17 protein-coding genes are annotated in these 18,806 nt (G+C 74.7%); 14 read left to right on the top strand and 3 right to left on the bottom strand.

Annotation, left to right across the window (positions count from 1 at the left end; translation table 11 throughout):
* The 11 genes from AC4H2S_RS01195 to AC4H2S_RS01145 all read left to right on the top strand — a co-directional run bounded on the left by AC4H2S_RS01195 (position 1) and on the right by AC4H2S_RS01145 (position 14,260).
* Positions 1-1,977: a dipeptide/oligopeptide/nickel ABC transporter permease/ATP-binding protein gene (locus AC4H2S_RS01195; protein ID WP_491495125.1), complete on the top strand. Its 1,977-nt coding sequence runs from the start codon at positions 1-3 to the stop codon at positions 1,975-1,977.
* On the top strand, positions 1,974-2,720 hold the full coding sequence (locus tag AC4H2S_RS01190; protein WP_491495124.1) for an ABC transporter ATP-binding protein: 747 nt from the start codon (positions 1,974-1,976) through the stop codon (positions 2,718-2,720). The genes AC4H2S_RS01195 and AC4H2S_RS01190 overlap by 4 nt, the downstream gene beginning before the upstream one ends.
* Entirely contained in the window at positions 2,717-6,100 is a 3,384-nt protein-coding gene (locus AC4H2S_RS01185; RefSeq protein ID WP_491495123.1) for a serine hydrolase, read from the top strand. Before AC4H2S_RS01190 ends, AC4H2S_RS01185 begins: the two co-directional genes overlap by 4 nt.
* Positions 6,097-7,296 carry a M20 family metallopeptidase gene (locus AC4H2S_RS01180; protein WP_491495122.1) on the top strand — a complete coding sequence of 400 codons (1,200 nt, stop codon included), beginning with the start codon at positions 6,097-6,099 and terminating at the stop codon, positions 7,294-7,296. The genes AC4H2S_RS01185 and AC4H2S_RS01180 overlap by 4 nt, the downstream gene beginning before the upstream one ends.
* Positions 7,293-8,237, top strand: a complete 945-nt coding sequence (locus tag AC4H2S_RS01175) for a GNAT family N-acetyltransferase (protein WP_491495121.1) — start codon at positions 7,293-7,295, stop codon at positions 8,235-8,237. The genes AC4H2S_RS01180 and AC4H2S_RS01175 overlap by 4 nt, the downstream gene beginning before the upstream one ends.
* Entirely contained in the window at positions 8,234-9,340 is a 1,107-nt protein-coding gene (menC, locus tag AC4H2S_RS01170) for an o-succinylbenzoate synthase (RefSeq protein WP_491495120.1), read from the top strand. The genes AC4H2S_RS01175 and menC overlap by 4 nt, the downstream gene beginning before the upstream one ends.
* 88 nt (positions 9,341-9,428) lie before the next feature.
* The gene (locus AC4H2S_RS01165) at positions 9,429-11,087 is read left to right on the top strand and encodes a PucR family transcriptional regulator (protein ID WP_491495119.1); all 1,659 of its coding nucleotides are present in this window, start codon (positions 9,429-9,431) and stop codon (positions 11,085-11,087) included.
* A gap of 53 nt (positions 11,088-11,140) precedes the next feature.
* Entirely contained in the window at positions 11,141-12,043 is a 903-nt protein-coding gene (locus AC4H2S_RS01160; protein WP_491495118.1) for a phosphoribosylaminoimidazolesuccinocarboxamide synthase, read from the top strand.
* Positions 11,932-12,480, top strand: coding sequence for an SRPBCC family protein (locus AC4H2S_RS01155; protein ID WP_491495835.1), 549 nt, complete (start codon positions 11,932-11,934; stop codon positions 12,478-12,480). The genes AC4H2S_RS01160 and AC4H2S_RS01155 overlap by 112 nt, the downstream gene beginning before the upstream one ends.
* A gap of 32 nt (positions 12,481-12,512) precedes the next feature.
* Positions 12,513-14,075 carry a long-chain-fatty-acid--CoA ligase gene (locus AC4H2S_RS01150; protein ID WP_491495117.1) on the top strand — a complete coding sequence of 521 codons (1,563 nt, stop codon included), beginning with the start codon at positions 12,513-12,515 and terminating at the stop codon, positions 14,073-14,075.
* Positions 14,075-14,260, top strand: coding sequence for a hypothetical protein (locus AC4H2S_RS01145; protein WP_491495116.1), 186 nt, complete (start codon positions 14,075-14,077; stop codon positions 14,258-14,260). The genes AC4H2S_RS01150 and AC4H2S_RS01145 overlap by 1 nt, the downstream gene beginning before the upstream one ends.
* Before the next feature lie 115 nt (positions 14,261-14,375).
* Here AC4H2S_RS01145 and AC4H2S_RS01140 read toward each other — a convergent pair whose 3' ends face one another.
* Complete coding sequence (locus tag AC4H2S_RS01140) at positions 14,376-15,206, bottom strand: DUF72 domain-containing protein (protein WP_491495115.1); 831 nt, start codon at positions 15,204-15,206, stop codon at positions 14,376-14,378.
* Between the two features lie 135 nt (positions 15,207-15,341).
* Between AC4H2S_RS01140 and purS the strand changes: the two genes are divergently transcribed.
* The 3 genes from purS to AC4H2S_RS01125 are packed head-to-tail and all read left to right on the top strand — an operon-like array spanning position 15,342 to position 16,740.
* Complete coding sequence (gene purS, locus AC4H2S_RS01135; RefSeq protein ID WP_491495114.1) at positions 15,342-15,623, top strand: phosphoribosylformylglycinamidine synthase subunit PurS; 282 nt, start codon at positions 15,342-15,344, stop codon at positions 15,621-15,623.
* Positions 15,620-16,288 carry a phosphoribosylformylglycinamidine synthase subunit PurQ gene (gene purQ, locus AC4H2S_RS01130; RefSeq protein WP_491495113.1) on the top strand — a complete coding sequence of 223 codons (669 nt, stop codon included), beginning with the start codon at positions 15,620-15,622 and terminating at the stop codon, positions 16,286-16,288. Before purS ends, purQ begins: the two co-directional genes overlap by 4 nt.
* Positions 16,285-16,740 carry a DUF3817 domain-containing protein gene (locus AC4H2S_RS01125; protein WP_491495112.1) on the top strand — a complete coding sequence of 152 codons (456 nt, stop codon included), beginning with the start codon at positions 16,285-16,287 and terminating at the stop codon, positions 16,738-16,740. The genes purQ and AC4H2S_RS01125 overlap by 4 nt, the downstream gene beginning before the upstream one ends.
* A gap of 122 nt (positions 16,741-16,862) precedes the next feature.
* Here AC4H2S_RS01125 and AC4H2S_RS01120 read toward each other — a convergent pair whose 3' ends face one another.
* Both AC4H2S_RS01120 and AC4H2S_RS01115 read right to left on the bottom strand, forming a co-directional pair.
* Entirely contained in the window at positions 16,863-18,248 is a 1,386-nt protein-coding gene (locus AC4H2S_RS01120; RefSeq protein WP_491495111.1) for a glycoside hydrolase domain-containing protein, read from the bottom strand.
* Between the two features lie 153 nt (positions 18,249-18,401).
* The gene (locus tag AC4H2S_RS01115) at positions 18,402-18,800 is read right to left on the bottom strand and encodes a hypothetical protein (RefSeq protein ID WP_491495110.1); all 399 of its coding nucleotides are present in this window, start codon (positions 18,798-18,800) and stop codon (positions 18,402-18,404) included.
* Positions 18,801-18,806: the final 6 nt, after the last annotated feature.

Genomic DNA, 18,806 nt, shown 5'->3' with positions numbered 1-18,806 from the left:
GTGGCGCGGGAGGGGCGGGCCCGCCGCTGGCGTGCCGTCCTCGGGACGCCGGTCGGGCTCACCGCCGCGGTGCTGCTGGTCGCGGTCGCCGTCCTCGCCGTCGTCGGGCCGGTGCTGTGGGGCACGAGCGCCGACGCGGTCGACACCCGCGACGTGCTGGCCGCGCCGTCGCCCGAGCACTGGGCCGGCACCGACAACCTCGGGCGCGACATCCTCGCCCGCGTGCTGGTCGCGACCCGGCTCTCCATGGTGCTCGCGGTGTGCGCCATCGCGGTGGCGGTGTCGATCGGGCTGGTGCTCGGCGCCGCGCCGTACCTGCTCGGCGGCCGCGCCGGCCGGCTGGTCGCGGCGGGCGTCAACATCGCCGTCGCCTTCCCGGGCCTGCTCCTCGCGCTGTTCTTCGCCGTCGTCTTCGGCGTCGGCGCGACCGGTGCGGTGATGGCGATCGGCCTGGCCGGCGCGCCGGTCTTCGCCCGCCTCACCCAGACCCTCGTCGCCCAGGTCGCCGGCCGCGACTACGTGTCGGCCGCCCGCGTCGCCGGCGTCGGACGGCTGCGGATCCTGGTGCGCCACGTGCTCCCCAACATCGCCGAGCCGCTGGTCGTCAACGCCACGATCGGCGCGGGCACCGCGCTGCTCGCCTTCGCGGGGCTGTCGTTCCTCGGCCTCGGCGTGCAGTCGCCGGCGTACGACTGGGGCCGGCTGCTGTACGACGGCATCGGCGCGATCTACGTCAACCCGGCCGCCGCCCTCGCCCCCGGCGCGGCGGTCCTGCTGGCCGGGCTGGCGTTCAACCTCTTCGGCGAGTCGGTCGCCAAGGGCTTCGGGGTGCCGGTCTTCACCGGCCTGCCCGACCCCCGCGGACCCCGGTCGGCTGCCGCGGTCGCGGCCACCGCCGAGGCGGAGCCCACCACCACCGCGCCTGGCACGGAGCCCGACGACGACCTGGTCCTCGAGGTGCGCGACCTCGAGGTGGTCTTTGCGACCGCGGGCGGCCTGGTGCGCCCGGTGCGCGGCGTCAGCTTCGACGTGCGCCGCGGCGAGGCCGTCGGCGTGGTGGGGGAGTCCGGGTCGGGCAAGTCGCTCACCGCGCTCGCCGTCTCGCGGCTGGTGGGCGAGGACGGCGCCGTGCGCGCCGACCGGCTCCGGCTCCTGGGCGAGGACCTCACCGGCCCGGACTCGACCGGCCTGCGGCGCCTGCTCGGCACCCGCCTCGCCATGGTGTTCCAGGACCCGATGACGTCGTTCAACCCCACCCGCCGCATCGGCCGCCAGCTCGCGGAGGTCGCGACCGAGCACCAGCGGCTCGGGCGCGCCCAGGCCCTCGAGCGCGCCGTCGACCGCCTCGCCTCCGTGCGCATCCCCGACGCCGGGCGACGCGCCCGGCAGTACCCCCACGAGTTCTCCGGCGGCATGCGCCAGCGCGCGATGATCGGCATGGGACTGATGGGCGCGCCGTCCCTCGTCGTCGCCGACGAGCCGACCACCGCCCTCGACGTGACGGTGCAGCAGCAGGTGCTCGACCTGCTCGCCGACATCCGCGCCGCCGACGACGTCGCCCTGGTGCTGATCAGCCACGACGTCACCGTCGTCGCCGAGGTCTGCGACCGGGTGCTGGTGATGTACGCCGGGCGCATCGTGGAGGACCTACCCGCGGACGGCCTCGGCACCCGGGCGCTCCACCCCTACACCCGCGCGCTGGTGGCCGCCGTTCCCGACATGGACACCGACCTCGACCGGCCGCTGGTCACCATCCCCGGCCGCCCGGTCGACCCCGCCGAGGTGCCACCCGGCTGTGCGTACGCCGCCCGCTGCCCGCTGGCCGAGGCCCGTTGCCGGGCCGAGGACCCGCCGTTGGTGCGCGCCGCCGACGGCACCCGCGTGGCCTGCTGGCACGCCGGGGAACCGCTCCCCGACCCGGTCTTCCCCGCCGCCGGCCAGCGCTCCGGCGCCGACGAGCTGGTGGAGGCGCCGTGAGCGAGCTGCGCTTCGACGACGTCACCGTCCGCTTCGGCCGCACCACGGCCGTCGACCGGGTGAGCCTCACCGTGCCGGACGGCACGGTGGTCGGGCTGGTCGGCGAGTCGGGGTCGGGCAAGTCGACCCTCGCCCGCGCGGCGGTCGGGCTCACCGAGCCGACGTCGGGCGCCATCACCCTCGGCGGCCGGCCGGTGCCCCACCGCGGCGCCCGGCGCCCGCTGCAGATGGTCTTCCAGGACCCCTACTCCTCCCTCGACCCGCGGATGACGATCGGCGACAGCGTCGCCGAGGCGATGCCGCGCGACCTCGAGGGCGTGCGCGGGCGCCGCGGCCGCCGCGAGGAGGTCGCCCGGCTGCTGGAGCTCGTGCACCTCGACCCGCACCGCGCCGGCGACCTCCCCGCCCGGCTCTCCGGTGGGCAGCGGCAGCGGGTCGCGCTCGCCCGGGCGCTCGCCGGGCGCCCCGAGGTGGTCATCGCCGACGAGATCACCTCGGCGCTCGACGTCTCGATCCAGGGCGCCGTGCTCAACCTGGTGCGCGAGCTCCAGGCCGAGCTCGGCCTCTCGATGCTGTTCATCTCCCACAACCTCGCGGTGGTCCGCTACGTCGCGTCGCGGGTAGCCGTGATGCAGGGCGGGCGGATCGTCGAGGAGGGCCCGACCGCCCAGGTGCTCGGCGACCCCGAGCACGACTACACGCGCGAGCTGCTCGCGGCCGCCCCCGGAAGGAAGCCCACATGAGCCACGCCCACGACGACCTGCCCGACCCCCCCGACCGCGCCACGCCCCCCGACGGAGCGAGTGCGGACGGGTCGGTGCGCCGGCTGCGCATCGACGACCTGGGCGACCTGGTGGTGCCGTCGCAGGCCGTGCTGTCGCCCGACGGGTCGCGGGTCGCCTACGTCGTGCGGAGCGTCGACGTCGAGGGTGACCGCAACGTCGACGAGCTGTGGTGGGTCGAGACCGACGGCGGCACACCGCGCCGGCTGACCCGCGGGCCGGCCGACTCCGCCCCGGCGTGGTCGCCCGACGGCAGCCGGCTCGCGTTCGTCCGCGACGGCCGGCTCGCGGTGCTCGCCACCGACGGCGGCGAGGTGGAGGTGCTCGACCAGGTGACCGACGGGGTGGCGTCACCGACGTGGAGCCCCGACGGCCGCCGCCTCGCCCTCACCGTGCCGGTCGACCCCGGCGCTCCCGCGCGCGACGCGGCCCCGATGGTCTCCGACGGCACCGGCTACCAGTCCGACGGCACCGGCCTGCACGGGCGGGTCCGCCGCCAGCTCCTCGTCGTCGCCGCCGACGGCACCGGCCCGCGCCGGCTCACCGACGGCACTGAGGACGTCGGCGCACCCGCCTGGTCCCCCGACGGGAGCGCGCTGGCGTTCACCCGGGGATCGGGCGAGCGCTTCCGCGTGCCCGTGCACGTCGTCCCCGCCGACGGCACGGACGCGGACGTGCGCGCCGTCGGGCTCTCCGACGGCGTCGCCCTGGCGGTCGTCTGGTCCGCCGACGGCGAGTCGCTGCTCGCCGTCGCCCACCCCGGCGACCCGGTCGGCCACGCCCGGCTCCTGCGGGTGCCCCTCGACGGCGCGGGCGTCGCCGACCTTGCCGGGACGCTCGACCGCAACGTCATGCCCGGAGCGCCGGCCTACCCCGGCGGGCTGCCGGTGGAGCACGACGGCCGGGTGTGGTTCTGCCTGCGCGAGCGCGGCTGCACCCACCTGTGGTCCGCGGCCCCGGACGGCACCGACCACCGCCCGCTGCTCGCCGGCGAGGGGCGGGTCATGTCGGGCCTGTCGGTGGCCGCGGGCCGCGCGGTGGTCGTGCTCGCCACGCCCACGTCGTACGGCGAGGTGGTGCTCGTCGACCTCGCCGACGGCAGCACCCGGGTGCTGAGCGACCACGGCGCGCCGCTGGCCGACGTGGTCCACCACCCGCGCCGCCCGCGCACCTTCACCGTCTCCGACGGCACCGAGGTCGAGGCGTGGCTGGTGCACGACGAGCGTCGGCCGGGCCCCAAGCCGCTGCTGCTCGACGTGCACGGCGGCCCGCACAACGCCTGGAACGCCGCCGCCGACGAGGTCCACCTCTACCACCAGGAGCTCGTGGAGCGGGGCTGGGCGGTGCTGCTGGTCAACCCCCGCGGCAGCGACGGCTACGGCGAGCGGTTCTACGACGGCGTGCGCGGGGCGTGGGGCGTGGCCGACGCCGCCGACTTCCTCGAGCCGCTCGACACCCTCGTCGCCGAGGGCCTCGCCGATCCCGACCGCCTGGCCGTGGCCGGCTACAGCTACGGCGGGTTCATGGCGTGCTGGCTCACCAGCCATGACGACCGCTTCGCCGCCGCCGTCGCCGGCGGCACCGTCAGCGACCTCGCCAGCATGTACGGCACCAGCGACGACCTGTGCCTGAGCGCCCACGAGCTCGGCGGGACGCCGTGGGAGGACCCCGAGCGCTACGCCGCGATGTCGCCGATCACCCGCGTGCGCGACGTGCGTACGCCCACGCTCGTCCACCACGGCATCGAGGACCGCACCTGCCCGTTCGGCCAGGCCCAGCAGTGGCACACCGCCCTCTGCGAGCTGGGCGTGCCGACCCGCCTGGTTGCCTACCCCGGCGCCTCGCACGCCTTCGTCCTGCTCGGCCGGCCCTCGCACCGCCTCGACGTCAACCGGCGCACCCTCGACTGGCTGGCGACCCACACGACCGGCCGCGGCCGCCCGCGGCCCGACCGCGAGCACTGGCAGCGGCGCCTCGCCGCGCTCGCCGAGCGGCACGGCGTGCCCGGCGCCCAGCTCGGCATCCTGCGCATGGGCGCCGACGATGCCGACGACGACCTGGTCGTGGCGACCCACGGCGTGCTCAACGTGCGCACGGGTGCGCCGGTGACCCCGGAGTCGGTGTTCCAGATCGGGTCGATCACCAAGGTGTGGACCACCTCGGTCGTGATGTCGCTCGTCGACGAGGGACTGCTGGCGCTCGACACCCCGGTCGCGGAGGTGCTGCCCGAGCTGCGGCTCGCCGACCCCGACGTCACCAAGGGCGTCACGGTCCGCCACCTGCTCACCCACACCAGCGGCATCGACGGCGACGTCTTCACCGACACCGGCCGGGGCGACGACTGCCTGGAGAAGTACGTCGACCTGCTCGGCGACGCCGGCCAGAACCACCCGCTCGGGGTCACCTGGTCCTACTGCAACTCCGGCTTCTCGCTGCTGGGGCGGGTCGTGGAGCGGCTCACCGGCCTGACCTGGGACGCCGCGGTGCGCGAGCGGCTGTCGGCGCCGCTGGGCCTCGAGCGTGCGGTGACCCTGCCGGAGGAGGCGCTGCTGCTGGCCGCCGCGGTCGGCCACGACGAGCGCGACGGCGCGACGGTGCCGGCCGCGGCGTGGCAGCTGCCCCGCTCGGTCGGACCCGCCGGCCTGGTCACCTGCTCCGCCGCCGACGTGCTCGCCTTCGCCCGCATGCACCTGGCCGGCGGCGTCGCCGCCGACGGCACCCGGGTGCTCAGCGAGCAGGCCGTCGCCGCGATGGCCGCGCACGAGGCCGACCTGCCCGACCCCTACGTGCTCGGCGACTCGTGGGGCCTGGGCTGGATCCGCTTCGGCTGGGACGGGCGCCGCCTCGTCGGCCACGACGGCAACACGTTCGGGCAGGCCGCGTTCCTGCGGATGCTCCCGGGGTCGGGAGACGGCGAGGGTGGCCTGGCGGTGGTGCTGCTGACCAACGGCGGCCACACCCGCGACCTCTACGAGGACCTCTACCGCGAGGTGTTCGCCGAGCTCGCCGGCGTCACGATGCCCGAGCCCTTCGGTCCGCCCGCGGAGCCCGTCGACGTCGACGTCACGCCCTACGTCGGCCGCTACGAGCGCGCCTCGGTGCAGATGGAGGTGGAGCAGGGAGACGACGGCCCGCTGCTGCGCACGACCCTCGTCGGGCCGCTGGCCGAGCTCGAGCCCGAGCCGGTCGAGGAGCACCCCCTCGTGCCCGTGGGGCCCGGCCTGTTCGCCGTCCGGCCCGAGGGCACCGAGACCTGGATCCCGGTGACCTTCTACGAGCTGCCGACCGGTGAGCCCTACGTCCACATGGGCGCGCGGGCCACGCCCCGGGTGGACGCATGAGCAGCCTCGCGGCCCCCGGCCGGGTCGACCTCGACGCGCTGCTCGCCGACGTGCGGGCGATGGTGGAGTGCGAGTCGCCGTCCGCCGACCTCGCCGCCGTCGCCCGCTCGGCCGAGGTCGTCGCCGAGGTGGGCACCCGTCGCCTCGGCGTCGCGCCCGAGCGCGTCGTCGTCGACGGGTGCACGCACCTGCGCTGGCGCCTGGGCAGCTCCCCGTCGCGGGTGCTGCTGCTCGGCCACCACGACACCGTCTGGCCGGTCGGCACCCTCGCCCGGCGGCCCTTCGCCGTCGAGGGTGACGTGCTGCGCGGCCCCGGCTGCTTCGACATGCTCGCGGGCGTCGCGATGGCCTTCCACGCCGCGGGCGGAGCCGACGGCGTCACCGTGCTGCTGACGGGGGACGAGGAGCTCGGCTCGCCGACCTCACGCGCCCTCGTCGAGGCCGAGGGCCTGGCGGCCGAGGCGGTCCTCGTGCTGGAGGCCTCCGCCGAGGGCGGCGCGCTGAAGACCGAGCGGGCCGGGGTCTCGCTCTACGAGCTGGGCATCACCGGGCGGGCCGCGCACGCGGGGCTCGAGCCCGAGCGCGGCACCAACGCCGCCGTCGAGCTGGCGCACGTCGTGCTCGCCCTGACCGGCCTCGCCGACCCCGGCGCGGGCACCACGGTCACCCCGACGCGCGCCCGGGCCGGCACCACCACCAACACCGTGCCCGCCGCCGCGACGGTCGCGGTCGACGTACGCGCCCGGGCCGCCACCGAGCAGCAGCGGGTCGACGACGCCCTGCGCGCGCTGCGCCCCGTGCTGCCCGGGGCGGCCCTCGACGTGCGCGGCGGACCCAACCGGCCGCCCCTGGAGGCGTCGGCCTCGGCCGTGCTGTACGCCCGGGCCGAGCGCGTGGCCGCGCGGCTGGGGCTGCCGGCCCCGCGGCAGGCGTCCGTGGGCGGGGCGTCCGACGGCAACCTCACCGCCGGCGTGGGCACCCCGACCCTCGACGGCCTCGGGGCGGTCGGCGGCGGCGCGCACGCCGAGGACGAGCACGTGCTCGTCTCCGGGCTCCCGGCCCGCACCGCGCTGCTGGCCGGACTGGTCGCGGACCTCCTCGCCGACCCGCTCACCGACCCGCTCCTTGCGGGCGCGGGCGGGCGGCCGGCCGACCCGACGGACCCGCGCGCACCGCGTCGTGAGGAGCGACGATGACCGCGTCGCGCGAGCCGGCGAGCATCGACGTCGTGACCACCCCGGGCCTGACGACGGCCGGGCGCAGGCCCGTCGGACGCGGCGACCTGGACCAGGCCGTGCAGGTCGCCGACGCGGCCGCGCGGTCGGCGGGGGTCTCCGTGCGCTCCCTCGACGACCTGGCCGACCTGGAGCAGGTGGTCGCGCTCTTCGCCACGATCTGGACGAGGACGGGCAGCCCGCCGCTGACCCTCGAGCTGCTGCGCGCGCTGGCCAAGGCGGGCAACTACGTCGGCGGCGCCTTCGCCGGCGGCCGCCTCGTGGGTGCGTGCGTGGGCTTCTTCCACGCGCCGGCCGAGGACAGCCTGCACAGCCACATCGCCGGCGTCGCCCCCACGGCCACCGGTCGCAGCATCGGCTTCGCCCTCAAGCTGCACCAGCGGGCGTGGGCGGTGGCGCGCGGCGTCGGCGAGGTCGCCTGGACCTTCGACCCGCTGGTCGCGCGCAACGCGTGGTTCAATCTGACCAAGCTCGGCGCCCGCCCGACGGAGTACCTCACCAACTTCTACGGCCCGATGGACGACGGCATCAACGGCCGTGACGACTCCGACCGCCTGCTCGTGCGATGGGACCTCGCCGACCCCGGCGTGGCCCTCGCGTGTGCCGGCGGCGGCGTCGGCGCCCGCGTGGACGACCTCCACGCCGGGGGTGCGGTCGTGGCGCTCGACATCGACGGCAACGGCAGGCCACGGCCGAGCGGGCGTCCCCCGGGACCGGGAGCGGGCGTGTGGCTCGTCGCCGTCCCGCCCGACGTCGCGGCCCTGCGCGCGGGCGACCCCGAGGGCGCCCGGCAGTGGCGGCTCGCCGTGCGCGATGCACTGACCACCCTGCTCGGCGACGGCGCCGGGCACGTCGAGGGCTTCGACCGGACCGGCTGGTACGTCGTGAGGAGAGAGCAGTGAAGATCACCGGCGTCGAGCTGCGGCGCATCGCCATGCCCCTCGTGGCACCGTTCCGGACGTCGTTCGGCACCGAGACCGCCCGCGACGTGCTGCTGGTGCGCGTGGTCACCGAGGACGCGGAGGGCTGGGGCGAGTGCGTGGCGATGTCGGCCCCGCTCTACTCCTCGGAGTACGTCGACGCGGCCGCCGACGTGCTGCGGCGCTACCTCGTCCCGCGGCTGGTCGCCGACGGGCCGTGCACGGCGCCCGAGGTCGCCCAGCGGCTCGCGCCGGTCAAGAGCCACCGGATGGCCAAGGCGGCCCTCGAGACGGCGGTGCTCGACGCCGAGCTGCGGGCCGAGGGACGCTCGTTCGGCCGCGAGCTCGGGGCGGTGCACGAGCGGGTGCCGTGCGGGGTCTCGGTCGGCATCATGGACTCGGTGCCGGCGCTGCTCGACGCCGTCGACGGCTACCTCGACGAGGGCTACGTCCGGATCAAGCTCAAGATCGAGCCCGGCTGGGACGTCGAGCCGGTCCGCGCGGTGCGCGAGCGCTTCGGCGACGAGGTGCTGCTGCAGGTCGACGCCAACACCGCCTACACGCTCGCCGACGCCCCCCACCTGGCCCGGCTCGACGCCTTCGACCTCGTGCTCATCGAGCAGCCGCTGGAGGAGGAGGACGTGCTGGGCCACGCCGACCTCGCCCGGAAGATCCGCACACCGGTGTGCCTGGACGAGTCGATCACCTCGGCCCGCGACGCGGCCGCGGCCATCCGCCTCGGCGCGTGCAGCGTCGTCAACATCAAGCCCGGCCGCGTCGGCGGCTACCTCGAGGCGCGCCGCATCCACGACGTGTGCGTGGCGGCGGGGGTGCCGGTCTGGTGCGGCGGGATGCTCGAGACCGGGCTCGGCCGGGCGGCCAACGTCGCGCTCGCGGCGCTGCCCGGGTTCACGCTGCCCGGCGACACGTCCGGGTCGGGGCGCTACTACGCCGACGACATCACCGAGCCGTTCGTGCTCGACGACGGACACCTGGCCGTCCCGACCGGGCCGGGCCTCGGCGTCGCGCCGCTGCCCGAGCGGCTGGCGAGCGTCACCACGTCGGCGGAGTGGCTCGCGCTCTGAGCCCGCAGTCGTCGGTGCGTACGAGCTCGCGGCCGGATCTCGTCGGATCGCACTGGCGGGGCGCCGCGCGGCTCCCTACGGTGGGGGCGTGGACGAGGGACGCCGGTCGCGCGCCGGGCTCGGGCGGTTGCTCGACGAGCTCGGCTCGACGTTCCTCCACCTCGCCCACGGCTCGGTGGCCGACCACCGGCAGGTCGGCGGGGTCGCGATCCACGACCCGCTCGACCCGCCGCCGCTGCCGCCCGACGCGCTCGTGCTGGGCGTCGGCGTGGACACCGCGGTGCAGGTCGTCGACCTGCTCACCGTGCTCGGCGCCGAGCGGGCCGCCGCCCTGGTGCTGCGCGCGCCCGTGCCGCTGGCCGACGAGGTCCGCGCGGCGGCCGACGCCGCGGGTGTCGCGGTCCTCGGGCTCAGCCGCGGCGCGTCCTGGGCCCAGCTGAGCGAGATGCTGCGCTCGCTGCTCGGGGCGGGAGGCGCCGCCCCCGACCGGGGCGAGCCCGACTCCCTCGGCGGCCTGCCGTCGGGCGACCTCTTCGCCGTCGCCAACGCCGTCTCGGCCCTCCTCGACGCCCCCGTCACGATCGAGGACCGCGGCTCGCGCGTGCTGGCCTTCTCGGGCAAGCAGGACGAGGCCGACCAGCCGCGGGTGGAGACGATCCTGGGCCGGCAGGTGCCCGAGCACTACGCGCGGGTGCTGCAGGAGCGTGGCGTCTTCCGCGAGCTGCACCGCTCCGAACGGCCGGTGGTGGTCGACCCGCTGCCCGGCCTCGACGGTGAGATGACGCTGCCGCGGGTCGCGGTCGCCGTACGGGCCGGCGACGAGGTGCTCGGCTCGATCTGGGCGGTCGTCCCCGAGCCGCTGAGCCAGGAGCGGCTCGACTCGCTCGTCGAGTCGGCCAAGCTGGTGGCCCTCCACCTGCTGCGGGTGCGGGCCGGCGCCGACGTGAGCCGGGGCCTGCGCGCCGACCTGCTGGCCTCGGCCCTGGCCGGCGGCACGGCCGCGCCCGAGGCGCTCGAACGCCTCGGCCTCGGCGGGCAGCCCCTGCTCGCGGTGGGGGTCGCCCTCGACGAGACCCGCGCGCCGCGCGCCGACGACGACGCCTCGCTCACCCACGAGCGGCAGCGGCTCAGCGACGCCTTCTCCCTCCACCTGGCCGCCGTCCACCCGCGCTCGGCCGCCGCGGCACTCGGCGGGGTGACCTACGGCCTCCTCGCGGTGTCGGGCCGGGTCGAGGAGGCCGAGGACCGGGCCGCCCGGGTGGTGCAGGACTTCATCGACCGGGTCGGCGAGCGGATGCGCCCCGTCGCGGCCGTGGGCACGGTGGCCGCCGACTTCTCCGGCGTCGCGCGCAGCCGCACGAGCGTCGACCGCGCGCTGCGGGTGCTGCGCAACAGCGCCGGCGAGCGTCGCGTCGGCCGGCTCGACGAGCTGCAGGGCGAGGCGCTGGTGCTCGAGCTGCAGGACCTCGCCGTCGCCCGCGGCGACCGGCCCACGGGCCCGCTGGCCCGGCTCGTGGCGTACGACGCGCAGCACCGGTCGTCGCTCGTCGCCACGCTCCGCGCCTGGCTCGACCACTTCGGCGACGTGGTGGCCGCGGCCGACGCGGTCTTCGTGCACCCCAACACCTTCCGCTACCGGCTGCGCCGCGCGGGCGAGGTCGGCGGGCTCGACCTCGGCGACCCCGACCAGCGATTCGCGCTGATGCTGCAGCTGCGGGTGCTGCCGCCGGGGCCCGCCGCGTCGTGATCGCACCGCGCGCGTGGCGCCGCGCGGGGGCGCTGCCCGGCTAGGCTCGGCGCGTGGTCGAGACCAACATCCCCGCAGCCCCCGCGATCGAGGGCACCACGCACCTGCACTCCGGCAAGGTCCGCGACCTCTACCGCATCGACTCCGGCGAGCACGAGGGCCGGCTCCTGATGGTGGCCAGCGACCGGATCTCGGCCTACGACTTCGTCCTCGACACCACCATCCCCGACAAGGGCGAGATCCTCACCCGGATGTCGCTGTGGTGGTTCGACCAGCTCTCCGGGCTGGTGGGCAACCACGTGGTGTCCACCGACGTGCCGGCCGCCGTCGCCGGCCGCGCCGTCGTCTGCGAGCAGCTCGACATGTTCCCGGTCGAGTGCGTCGCGCGCGGCTACCTCACCGGGTCGGGGCTGCTCGACTACGCCCGCACCGGCGAGGTGTGCGGCATCGCGCTGCCCGCCGGCCTCCAGGACGGCAGCCGGCTGCCCGAGCCGATCTTCACCCCCGCCACCAAGGCCGACCTCGGCGACCACGACGAGAACGTCGACTACCAGGCCGTCGTCGAGACGGTCGGCGACGACGCCGCCGCCGAGCTGCGGATGCTGACCATGGAGGTCTACCGCACCGCGCACGCCATCGCCCGCGAGCGCGGCATCATCGTGGCCGACACCAAGCTGGAGTTCGGCCGCCGGCCCGCCGCCGAGGGCGGTGCCACGATCCTCGCCGACGAGGTCCTCACGCCCGACAGCTCCCGCTTCTGGCCGGCCGACGAGTGGCAGCCCGGGCGCGCCCAGCCGTCGTACGACAAGCAGATCGTGCGGGACTGGCTCACCGGCGAGTCGGGCTGGGACCGCACCTCCGGCGAGGCGCCGCCGCCGCTGCCGGACGCAGTCGTCGAGCGCACCCGCGCCCGCTACGTCGAGGCCTACGAGCTGTTGACCGGGGAGTCGTTCTGACGACCCGCCGCTTCACCGCGACCGTCGAGCTCCCCCACTCGGCGGAGGAGGCGTTCGGCTACCTCGTCGACCCGCGGCGGCGCCCGGAGTGGCAGTCGAGCCTGCTCTCCACCGACGTGCCGGACGACGAGGAGCCCCACCTCGGCCAGACGTGGACCGAGCTGACGGTGGTCGGGGTCCGCCCGAGCCTGGTGGTCACCGAGTTCGTGCCGTTCCGGTCGTGGGCCGAGCGCGGCACCTGGCGCGGGGTGCAGGCGACGCTGCACCTGCGCTTCACCGGCACCCGCGAGGGGTGCCGCGTCGTGGCCGACGGCGAGGTCGCCGGCGACGGCGTCTACGGCGTCGCGGCCCGCAGCTCCGGCCTGCTGGCGGGGCGCGCGATCGCGGCCGACCTGCGCACCGCCGGGCACCGCATCGCCCAGCGCTCCGACGGGTGACGCGGCCCACGGGCGCTGAGTAGGTTGGCGCCATGGCCAACCTCTCCTCGCTCCTCGAAGGCACCGCCGAGGCACACCCCGACCGGACGGCGGTCGTGCTGGGCGACACCCGGCTGACCTACGCCCAGGTCAATGCGGCCGCCAACCAGGTGGCCAACCTGCTGGTCTCGCGCGGCATCGAGCCCGGCGACAAGGTGGCGCTGAGCTGCCCCAACCTGCCGTGGTTCCCGATCGTCTACTACGGCATCCTCAAGGCCGGAGCGACCGTCGTCCCGCTCAACGTGCTGCTCAAGGCGCGCGAGGTCGCCTACCACCTCGACGACTCGGACGCGAAGGCCTACGTCTGCTTCCAGGGCACGCCCGAGCTGCCGATCGGCGCCGAGGGCCACGCCGGCTTCGAGCAGGCCGACGGGTGCGAGCACTTCCTCCTGATCACCGCGGATCCGGCGGCCGAGTCGCCCATCGAGGGCGTCGAGACGCTGGGCCAGGCGCTGAAGGGGCAGTCGCCCGTCTTCGACACCCGCCAGGTCGACGGCGACGACACCGCCGTCATCCTCTACACCTCGGGCACCACCGGCCAGCCCAAGGGCGCCGAGCTGATGCACCGCAACATGATCTCCAACGCGCTGGCCAGCGACGCGCTCTTCGGCGCCGACCCCGACCACCCCGACACCCTCCTGTGCGTCCTCCCGCTCTTCCACTCCTTCGGCCAGACGGTGATCATGAACGCCGGGTTCGCCTTCGGGGGCACCGTCGTGATGCTGCCGCGCTTCGAGCCCGGCCCGGCGCTCACGCTGATGGAGCAGGAGGGCGTGACGTTCTTCGCCGGCGTCCCGACGATGTACTGGGGACTGCTGGGTGCGCTCGACGACTCGGGCGTCGACGTCACGGCGATCGCCGAGCACGTGCGCGTCGCGGTCGCCGGCGGGTCGGCGCTGCCGGTCGAGGTGCACAAGGAGTTCGAGCACCGCTTCGGCGTCACCATCCTGGAGGGCTACGGCCTCTCCGAGACCTCCCCGGTCGCGAGCTTCTCGGTGTGGGGCGAGCCGGTGCGCGTCGGGTCGATCGGCAAGCCGATCCCCGGTGTCGAGATGAAGCTGATCAGCCCCGTCCCCGGGGTGCGCGAGGACCTCGACGGCGACGACGTCGTGGGCGAGATCGCGATCAAGGGCCCCAACATCATGAAGGGCTACTACGGGCGCCCCGACGCGACGGCCGAGGCGATCGTGGACGGCTGGTTCCGCTCTGGCGACCTGGGCCGCAAGGACGCCGACGGCTGGTACTACATCGTCGACCGGTCCAAGGACATGATCATCCGTGGCGGCTACAACGTCTATCCCCGCGAGGTCGAGGAGGTGCTGCTGACGCACCCCGACGTCTCGCTCGCGGCCGTGATCGGCGTCCCCGACGACAGCCACGGCGAGGAGATCAAGGCGGTCGTCATCCGCAAGGAGGGCGCGACGGTGACCGAGGACGAGCTCGTCGAATGGAGCAAGGAGCAGATGGCCGCCTACAAGTACCCCCGCATCGTGGAGTTCGTCGACGCGCTGCCGATGACCGCCACCGGCAAGATCCTGAAGCGGGAGCTCGCCTGATGCGCGCGCTCGGCATCGCCCTCGGCGTCCTCATGCTCGTCACCGGCGCGATCTGGACCTTCCAGGGCCTGGGCTACATCAAGGGCAGCGCCATGACCGACCAGAGCGTCTGGGCCATCATCGGCCCGCTCCTCGCCGGCCTGGGCGTCGCGCTGGTGATCGTGGCCCTCCGCCGCCAGGAGTGACCCCCGCTGGTCTGCTCCGCGCCGCTGGTTCATCAAGGTATGTCGGCGAACCGACAGTTCCCACGGCGAGTTCACGCAGGGAAGTGCGGGTTGATCTGCATACCTTGATGAACCGTCACGGCACCGCCGGACCGCCCGCCAGCCGCTCCTGGAGGGCGATCGCGTCGAACGGGGCGTGCACCTTGGCGTCGTTGTTGAAGTAGACGAACACCTCGCGACCGTCGGCCTCCCAGCCGCGCACCTTCTGCGCCCAGCGGTCGAGGGCCTCCTCGGAGTAGCCGCTGGCGTAGAGCTCGGTGTCGCCGTGCAGGCGGACGTACACGACGTCGCTGGTCACCTCGTCGAACATCGGCCACGTGCCGGCCGAGTCGGCCACGACCATCCCGATCCCGTGCGCGCGCAACAGCTCGCAGAACTCGGGCGTGCGGAACGACCGGTGTCGGACCTCGAGCACGTGTCGCAGAGGGCGGTCGACGGGGCACGCGGTGTCGGCGGGCTCCTTGAGCTTGGCGGGATCGTGGTGCGCGGCGGCGTACGACGACGCGGCGGCGGTGGTGCGCGGCAGCAGGTCGAAGAACGCAGCGAGGCGGTCGGGGTGGAAGCCGAGGTTGGGCGGCAGCTGCCACAGCAGCGGACCCAGCCGCTCGCCGAGGGACAGCACGCCGGAGGCCAGGAAGGTGCCCAACGGCGCCTCGACGTCGACCAGCTTCTTCATGTGGGTGACGAAGCGGGGTCCCTTGACGGCGAACACGAAGTCGCCGGGCACTTGATCGCCCCACGCGTGCCAGCTCGAGGGCCGCTGCAGTGAGTAGAAGGAGCCGTTGACCTCCACGCTGCCCAGTCGCTCGCCGACGTAGGACAGCTCGAGGCGCTGCGGGAGCCCGGGTGGGTAGAAGTGCGTGCGCCAGCCGGCGTAGCGCCAGCCGGAGATGCCGATACGTGCCATGTGAGCTCCCCTCGCGCGTCGCGCCGACACCCGTGGCGTACCCGGTCCGTCCACCGTCATGCCCGCCGGGCGAGGGTGCCCAGCGGCTCACTAGAATCGACGGTGCCAGTCCACCCTGTCTCCAGGAGCGCCCCCGTGGCCAGAGTCGTCGTCGACGTCATGCCCAAGCCCGAGATCCTCGACCCCCAGGGCAAGGCGGTGCTCGGCGCCCTTCCTCGCCTGGGTTTCGACCTCGTCACCGACGTCCGCCAGGGCAAGCGGTTCGAGCTGCAGGTCGAGGGCGAGATCACCGAGGCGGTGCTCGCCGATATCGAGCGGGTCGCCGGGACGCTGCTGTCCAACCCGGTGATCGAGGACTTCGAGGTCCATGTCGAGGAGCACTCCGTGGCCGAGGTCGCGCACGGGGCCGGCCGATGAAGGTCGGCGTCGTCACCTTCCCCGGCTCGCTCGACGATGTCGACGCCCGCCGCGCCGTCACGATCGGCGGCAACGAGGCGGTCGCGCTGTGGCACGGCGACCACGACCTCAAGGCGGTCGACGCGGTCGTGCTGCCCGGCGGCTTCTCGTACGGCGACTACCTCCGCTGCGGCGCCATCTCCCGCTTCGCGCCCGTGATGACGTCCGTCGTCGAGGCCGCGGGCCGGGGCATGCCGGTGCTCGGCATCTGCAACGGCTTCCAGATCCTCTGCGAGTCGCACCTGCTGCCCGGTGCGCTCATCCGCAACGACCACCGCAAGTTCGTCTGCCGCGACCAGCGGCTGCGCATCGAGCGCGTCGACACCCCGTGGACCTCGGCGTACGACGAGGGCGCCGAGGTGACGATCGTGCTCAAGAACGGCGAAGGGGGCTTCGTCGCCGACGAGCCCACCCTCGACCGGCTCGAGGGGGAGGGCCGCGTGGTCGCGCGCTACCTCGGCGACAACCCCAACGGCTCGCTGCGCGACATCGCCGGCATCTCCAACGAGCGCGGCAACGTCGTCGGGCTCATGCCGCACCCCGAGCACGCGGTCGAGGACCTCACCGGTCCCGGCACCGACGGGCTCGGCTTCTTCACCTCACTCGCTGAACAGGCATTCGCATGAACAACCAGCTCGCCCCCCGCAGGCTCTACCGCTACGTCGCGGTCGCCGAGGCGATCACCTGGGCGCTGCTCCTGACCGGCATGTTCCTCAAGTACGTCACCGACACGACGGAGCTCGGCGTCCAGGTCTTCGGCATGGTCCACGGCGTGGTGTTCATCGCCTACTGCCTGGTGACCGTGCTGCTGGCCGTGGACCAGAGGTGGCCGGTCAGCCGGCTGGCGCTGGGTCTGGCCGCGGCGGTGCCGCCGTTCGCGACGGTGCCGTTCGAGCGCTACGCCGAGCGCACCGGGCTGCTGGGCGACTCCTGGCGCCTGCGCGCCGAGGCGCCCGCCGGGATCGTCGAGCGGCTCACGTCCTGGCTCGTCCGCCGTCCTGCCCAGGGCGCCGCGGTCGGCCTGGTCGCGGTCATCGGCCTGACGGGCGTCGCGCTCGTCATCGGCCCGCCGGTCTGACCCCGGGGTTCGTTCGCGGGCGTTCGGCAGCTCGCGTTCGGCAGGGCTCAAGCGGTCACGTCCCCGCTCAACACGTCGTATACGACGCGTTGAGCGGGGACGTCACCGCTTAAGCAGCCGCCTCAGCGGCCCTGCTGGAGCTTGTTCCAGGTCTGGCGAGTCGCGACGCCGGAGACCCCGAGGCGCAGGCGGGACTGGTAGGTCCGGAGCGCGGCCTCGGTCTTGGCGTCGAGCACGCCGGTCGCCCGGAAGCGCCCGGCGCCGGCCGCGTTGAGCGCCCGCTGGAGCCGGTGGACCGACTCCCCGGTGGAGCCGCGCTTGAGCGTCGTACGCGACCCGGCGGCGAGCAGGGCGGTCCAGTGCCGCTTGGTGAAGGTGTCGGTGGGGGTGAACCGGCGCGAGGCCTGCCAGGCGCGGGCGGCGGCGACGGTGGCGGCGTCGTACGAGCCGTCGACGGGGCCGGAGTAGGTGCCCCGCTCGGTGAGCAGGCACTGGAGCACCTTGACACGAGTGGGCTTGGCCTTGCCGGGGGAGAGGGCGGGGTACTTCCAGTAGCCGAGTCGCGTGCCCGGGCAGCGCCCCTCGGGCCGCGGCTGGGAGCCGGCGCCGAGGTCGATGAAGTTGCTGTCGATGTTGATCGTCACCCCGCCCCATGTCTCGTTGTGACCGCCGCGGTACTGCTTCATCCGCCCGCCAGGACGCCAGCCGTCCTCGGGGATGTAGGTCGTGGAGGTGTTGGCGGCGCCGTCCCACCGGGCGATCCAGATGCGATCGGGCAGCGCGAACTGGCCCGGGCGCTGGGTCCGGGCGTCGTCGAGCATCTTGATGCCCGAGCTCGCGCTGGAGTAGAAGCCGGCGACGTAGCCGTGCGCCTTGATCCGGGTGACCCAGGCGCTCGTGAAGACGAGCGCCGACTCGCGGCAGTGGGTGTCGGCGAGGTTGAAGCCCTCGAGGTCGTACCAGAGGGTGCTGCCGGGCCCGATGCCGTACGCCGTCGCGTCGGCGGCGTTCTTGTCCGCCTCCGCCGCACCCTGCGCCGCCGCGGTCGCGTAGCCGCCGGCCGGGGCGGGGGAGATCTTGAAGTCGTCCTTGTAGCGCGGGAAGCGCGGCTGGCAGGAGGCCTGGGGGCCGAGGGCGATGGGCAGCAGCCGCCAGCCGCGGGCGACCTGGGCGGCCACCCAGGTCGGGCTGAGGTTGGGCTGGGTGCGGCAGGCGCGGGAGTCGCCGGAGATGTAGATCCCCACGGCGGTGAACGGCGACTTCTTCCACCACGCGTCCATGTCCGACTGGCTCGGCGCCACGCACTGGTCGAAGCCGTATCCGGTGAAGTCGCCGGGCGTCGCGAGGGCGATCTGGCGCTGCGAGGCGAGCGCGCGCGCCTGCGCCGGCTGCTCCGCCGGCTCCTCCGCCGTGGCCGGGGCCGTGCCGACGAGAGGCGCGAGAAGCAGCAGCGCGAGGGCGGCGGTGGCGGTCCGGACGAGGGTACGGGTGGGGCGGGGGCGGCGCATGGTGACTCCAGCTGCGGGGACGGGCGTGACGCGGGCAGGCGACCCACGGAATCACACCTGTCACACCGGTAACAGACGTTCCCATGAACTACAGGTATGTAGTTCGGTGCGGCCCCGCCTGCGAGGCACCGGGGCGGGGCCGGAGGGGCAGGCTCAGTCGGAGGTGGGCACGTCGTCGAGGAGGAAGTTGCCCTTCGCCTCCTCGGCCTCGATGAGCTCCTCGAAGGCGAGCGCGATGTCCTCCTGGTGCTCGTCGATGATCGTCGCGAGGTGGCCCTGAAGGAGTGCGCCGTTGGGGGACTCGCCCGAGAACACCCGCTCCCAGGTGTCCTCACCGCCGCGGATCTTCTCCACGAGCGTGCGCATGTCGTCGCCCAGCTCGCCCGACTCGGCCTGCTCCTCGAGCGCCTTCCTCTCCTCGTCGGTGAGCAGCGGGCGGGCGGCGAGCTCATCGACGCTCGCCTGCAGGTCGGCCAGGCTCGAGGCCAGGCCCTCCCGGGCCGCGCTGATCGCCGCCAGGATCTCCTCCTGGCTCCGGGGGTCGGTGCTCATCGGGGC

It is taken from the genome of Nocardioides sp. Z13_37, from assembly GCF_058355585.1.
The sequence above is the reverse complement of the archived record's forward strand: the minus strand, read 5'-3'. Positions and strand labels throughout refer to the sequence as shown.

What these genes read in the sequence shown, in the direction of transcription:
- AC4H2S_RS01185 (WP_491495123.1), top strand. Translation starts at nt 2,717, where the DNA reads ATGAGCCACGCCCACGACGACCTGCCCGACCCCCCCGACCGCGCCACG.
- AC4H2S_RS01180 (WP_491495122.1), top strand. Translation starts at nt 6,097, where the DNA reads ATGAGCAGCCTCGCGGCCCCCGGCCGGGTCGACCTCGACGCGCTGCTC.
- AC4H2S_RS01175 (WP_491495121.1), top strand. Translation starts at nt 7,293, where the DNA reads ATGACCGCGTCGCGCGAGCCGGCGAGCATCGACGTCGTGACCACCCCG.
- AC4H2S_RS01150 (WP_491495117.1), top strand. Translation starts at nt 12,513, where the DNA reads ATGGCCAACCTCTCCTCGCTCCTCGAAGGCACCGCCGAGGCACACCCC.
- AC4H2S_RS01145 (WP_491495116.1), top strand. Translation starts at nt 14,075, where the DNA reads ATGCGCGCGCTCGGCATCGCCCTCGGCGTCCTCATGCTCGTCACCGGC.
- AC4H2S_RS01140 (WP_491495115.1), bottom strand. Translation starts at nt 15,206, where the DNA reads ATGGCACGTATCGGCATCTCCGGCTGGCGCTACGCCGGCTGGCGCACG.
- purQ (WP_491495113.1), top strand. Translation starts at nt 15,620, where the DNA reads ATGAAGGTCGGCGTCGTCACCTTCCCCGGCTCGCTCGACGATGTCGAC.
- AC4H2S_RS01125 (WP_491495112.1), top strand. Translation starts at nt 16,285, where the DNA reads ATGAACAACCAGCTCGCCCCCCGCAGGCTCTACCGCTACGTCGCGGTC.
- AC4H2S_RS01120 (WP_491495111.1), bottom strand. Translation starts at nt 18,248, where the DNA reads ATGCGCCGCCCCCGCCCCACCCGTACCCTCGTCCGGACCGCCACCGCC.
- AC4H2S_RS01115 (WP_491495110.1), bottom strand. Translation starts at nt 18,800, where the DNA reads ATGAGCACCGACCCCCGGAGCCAGGAGGAGATCCTGGCGGCGATCAGC.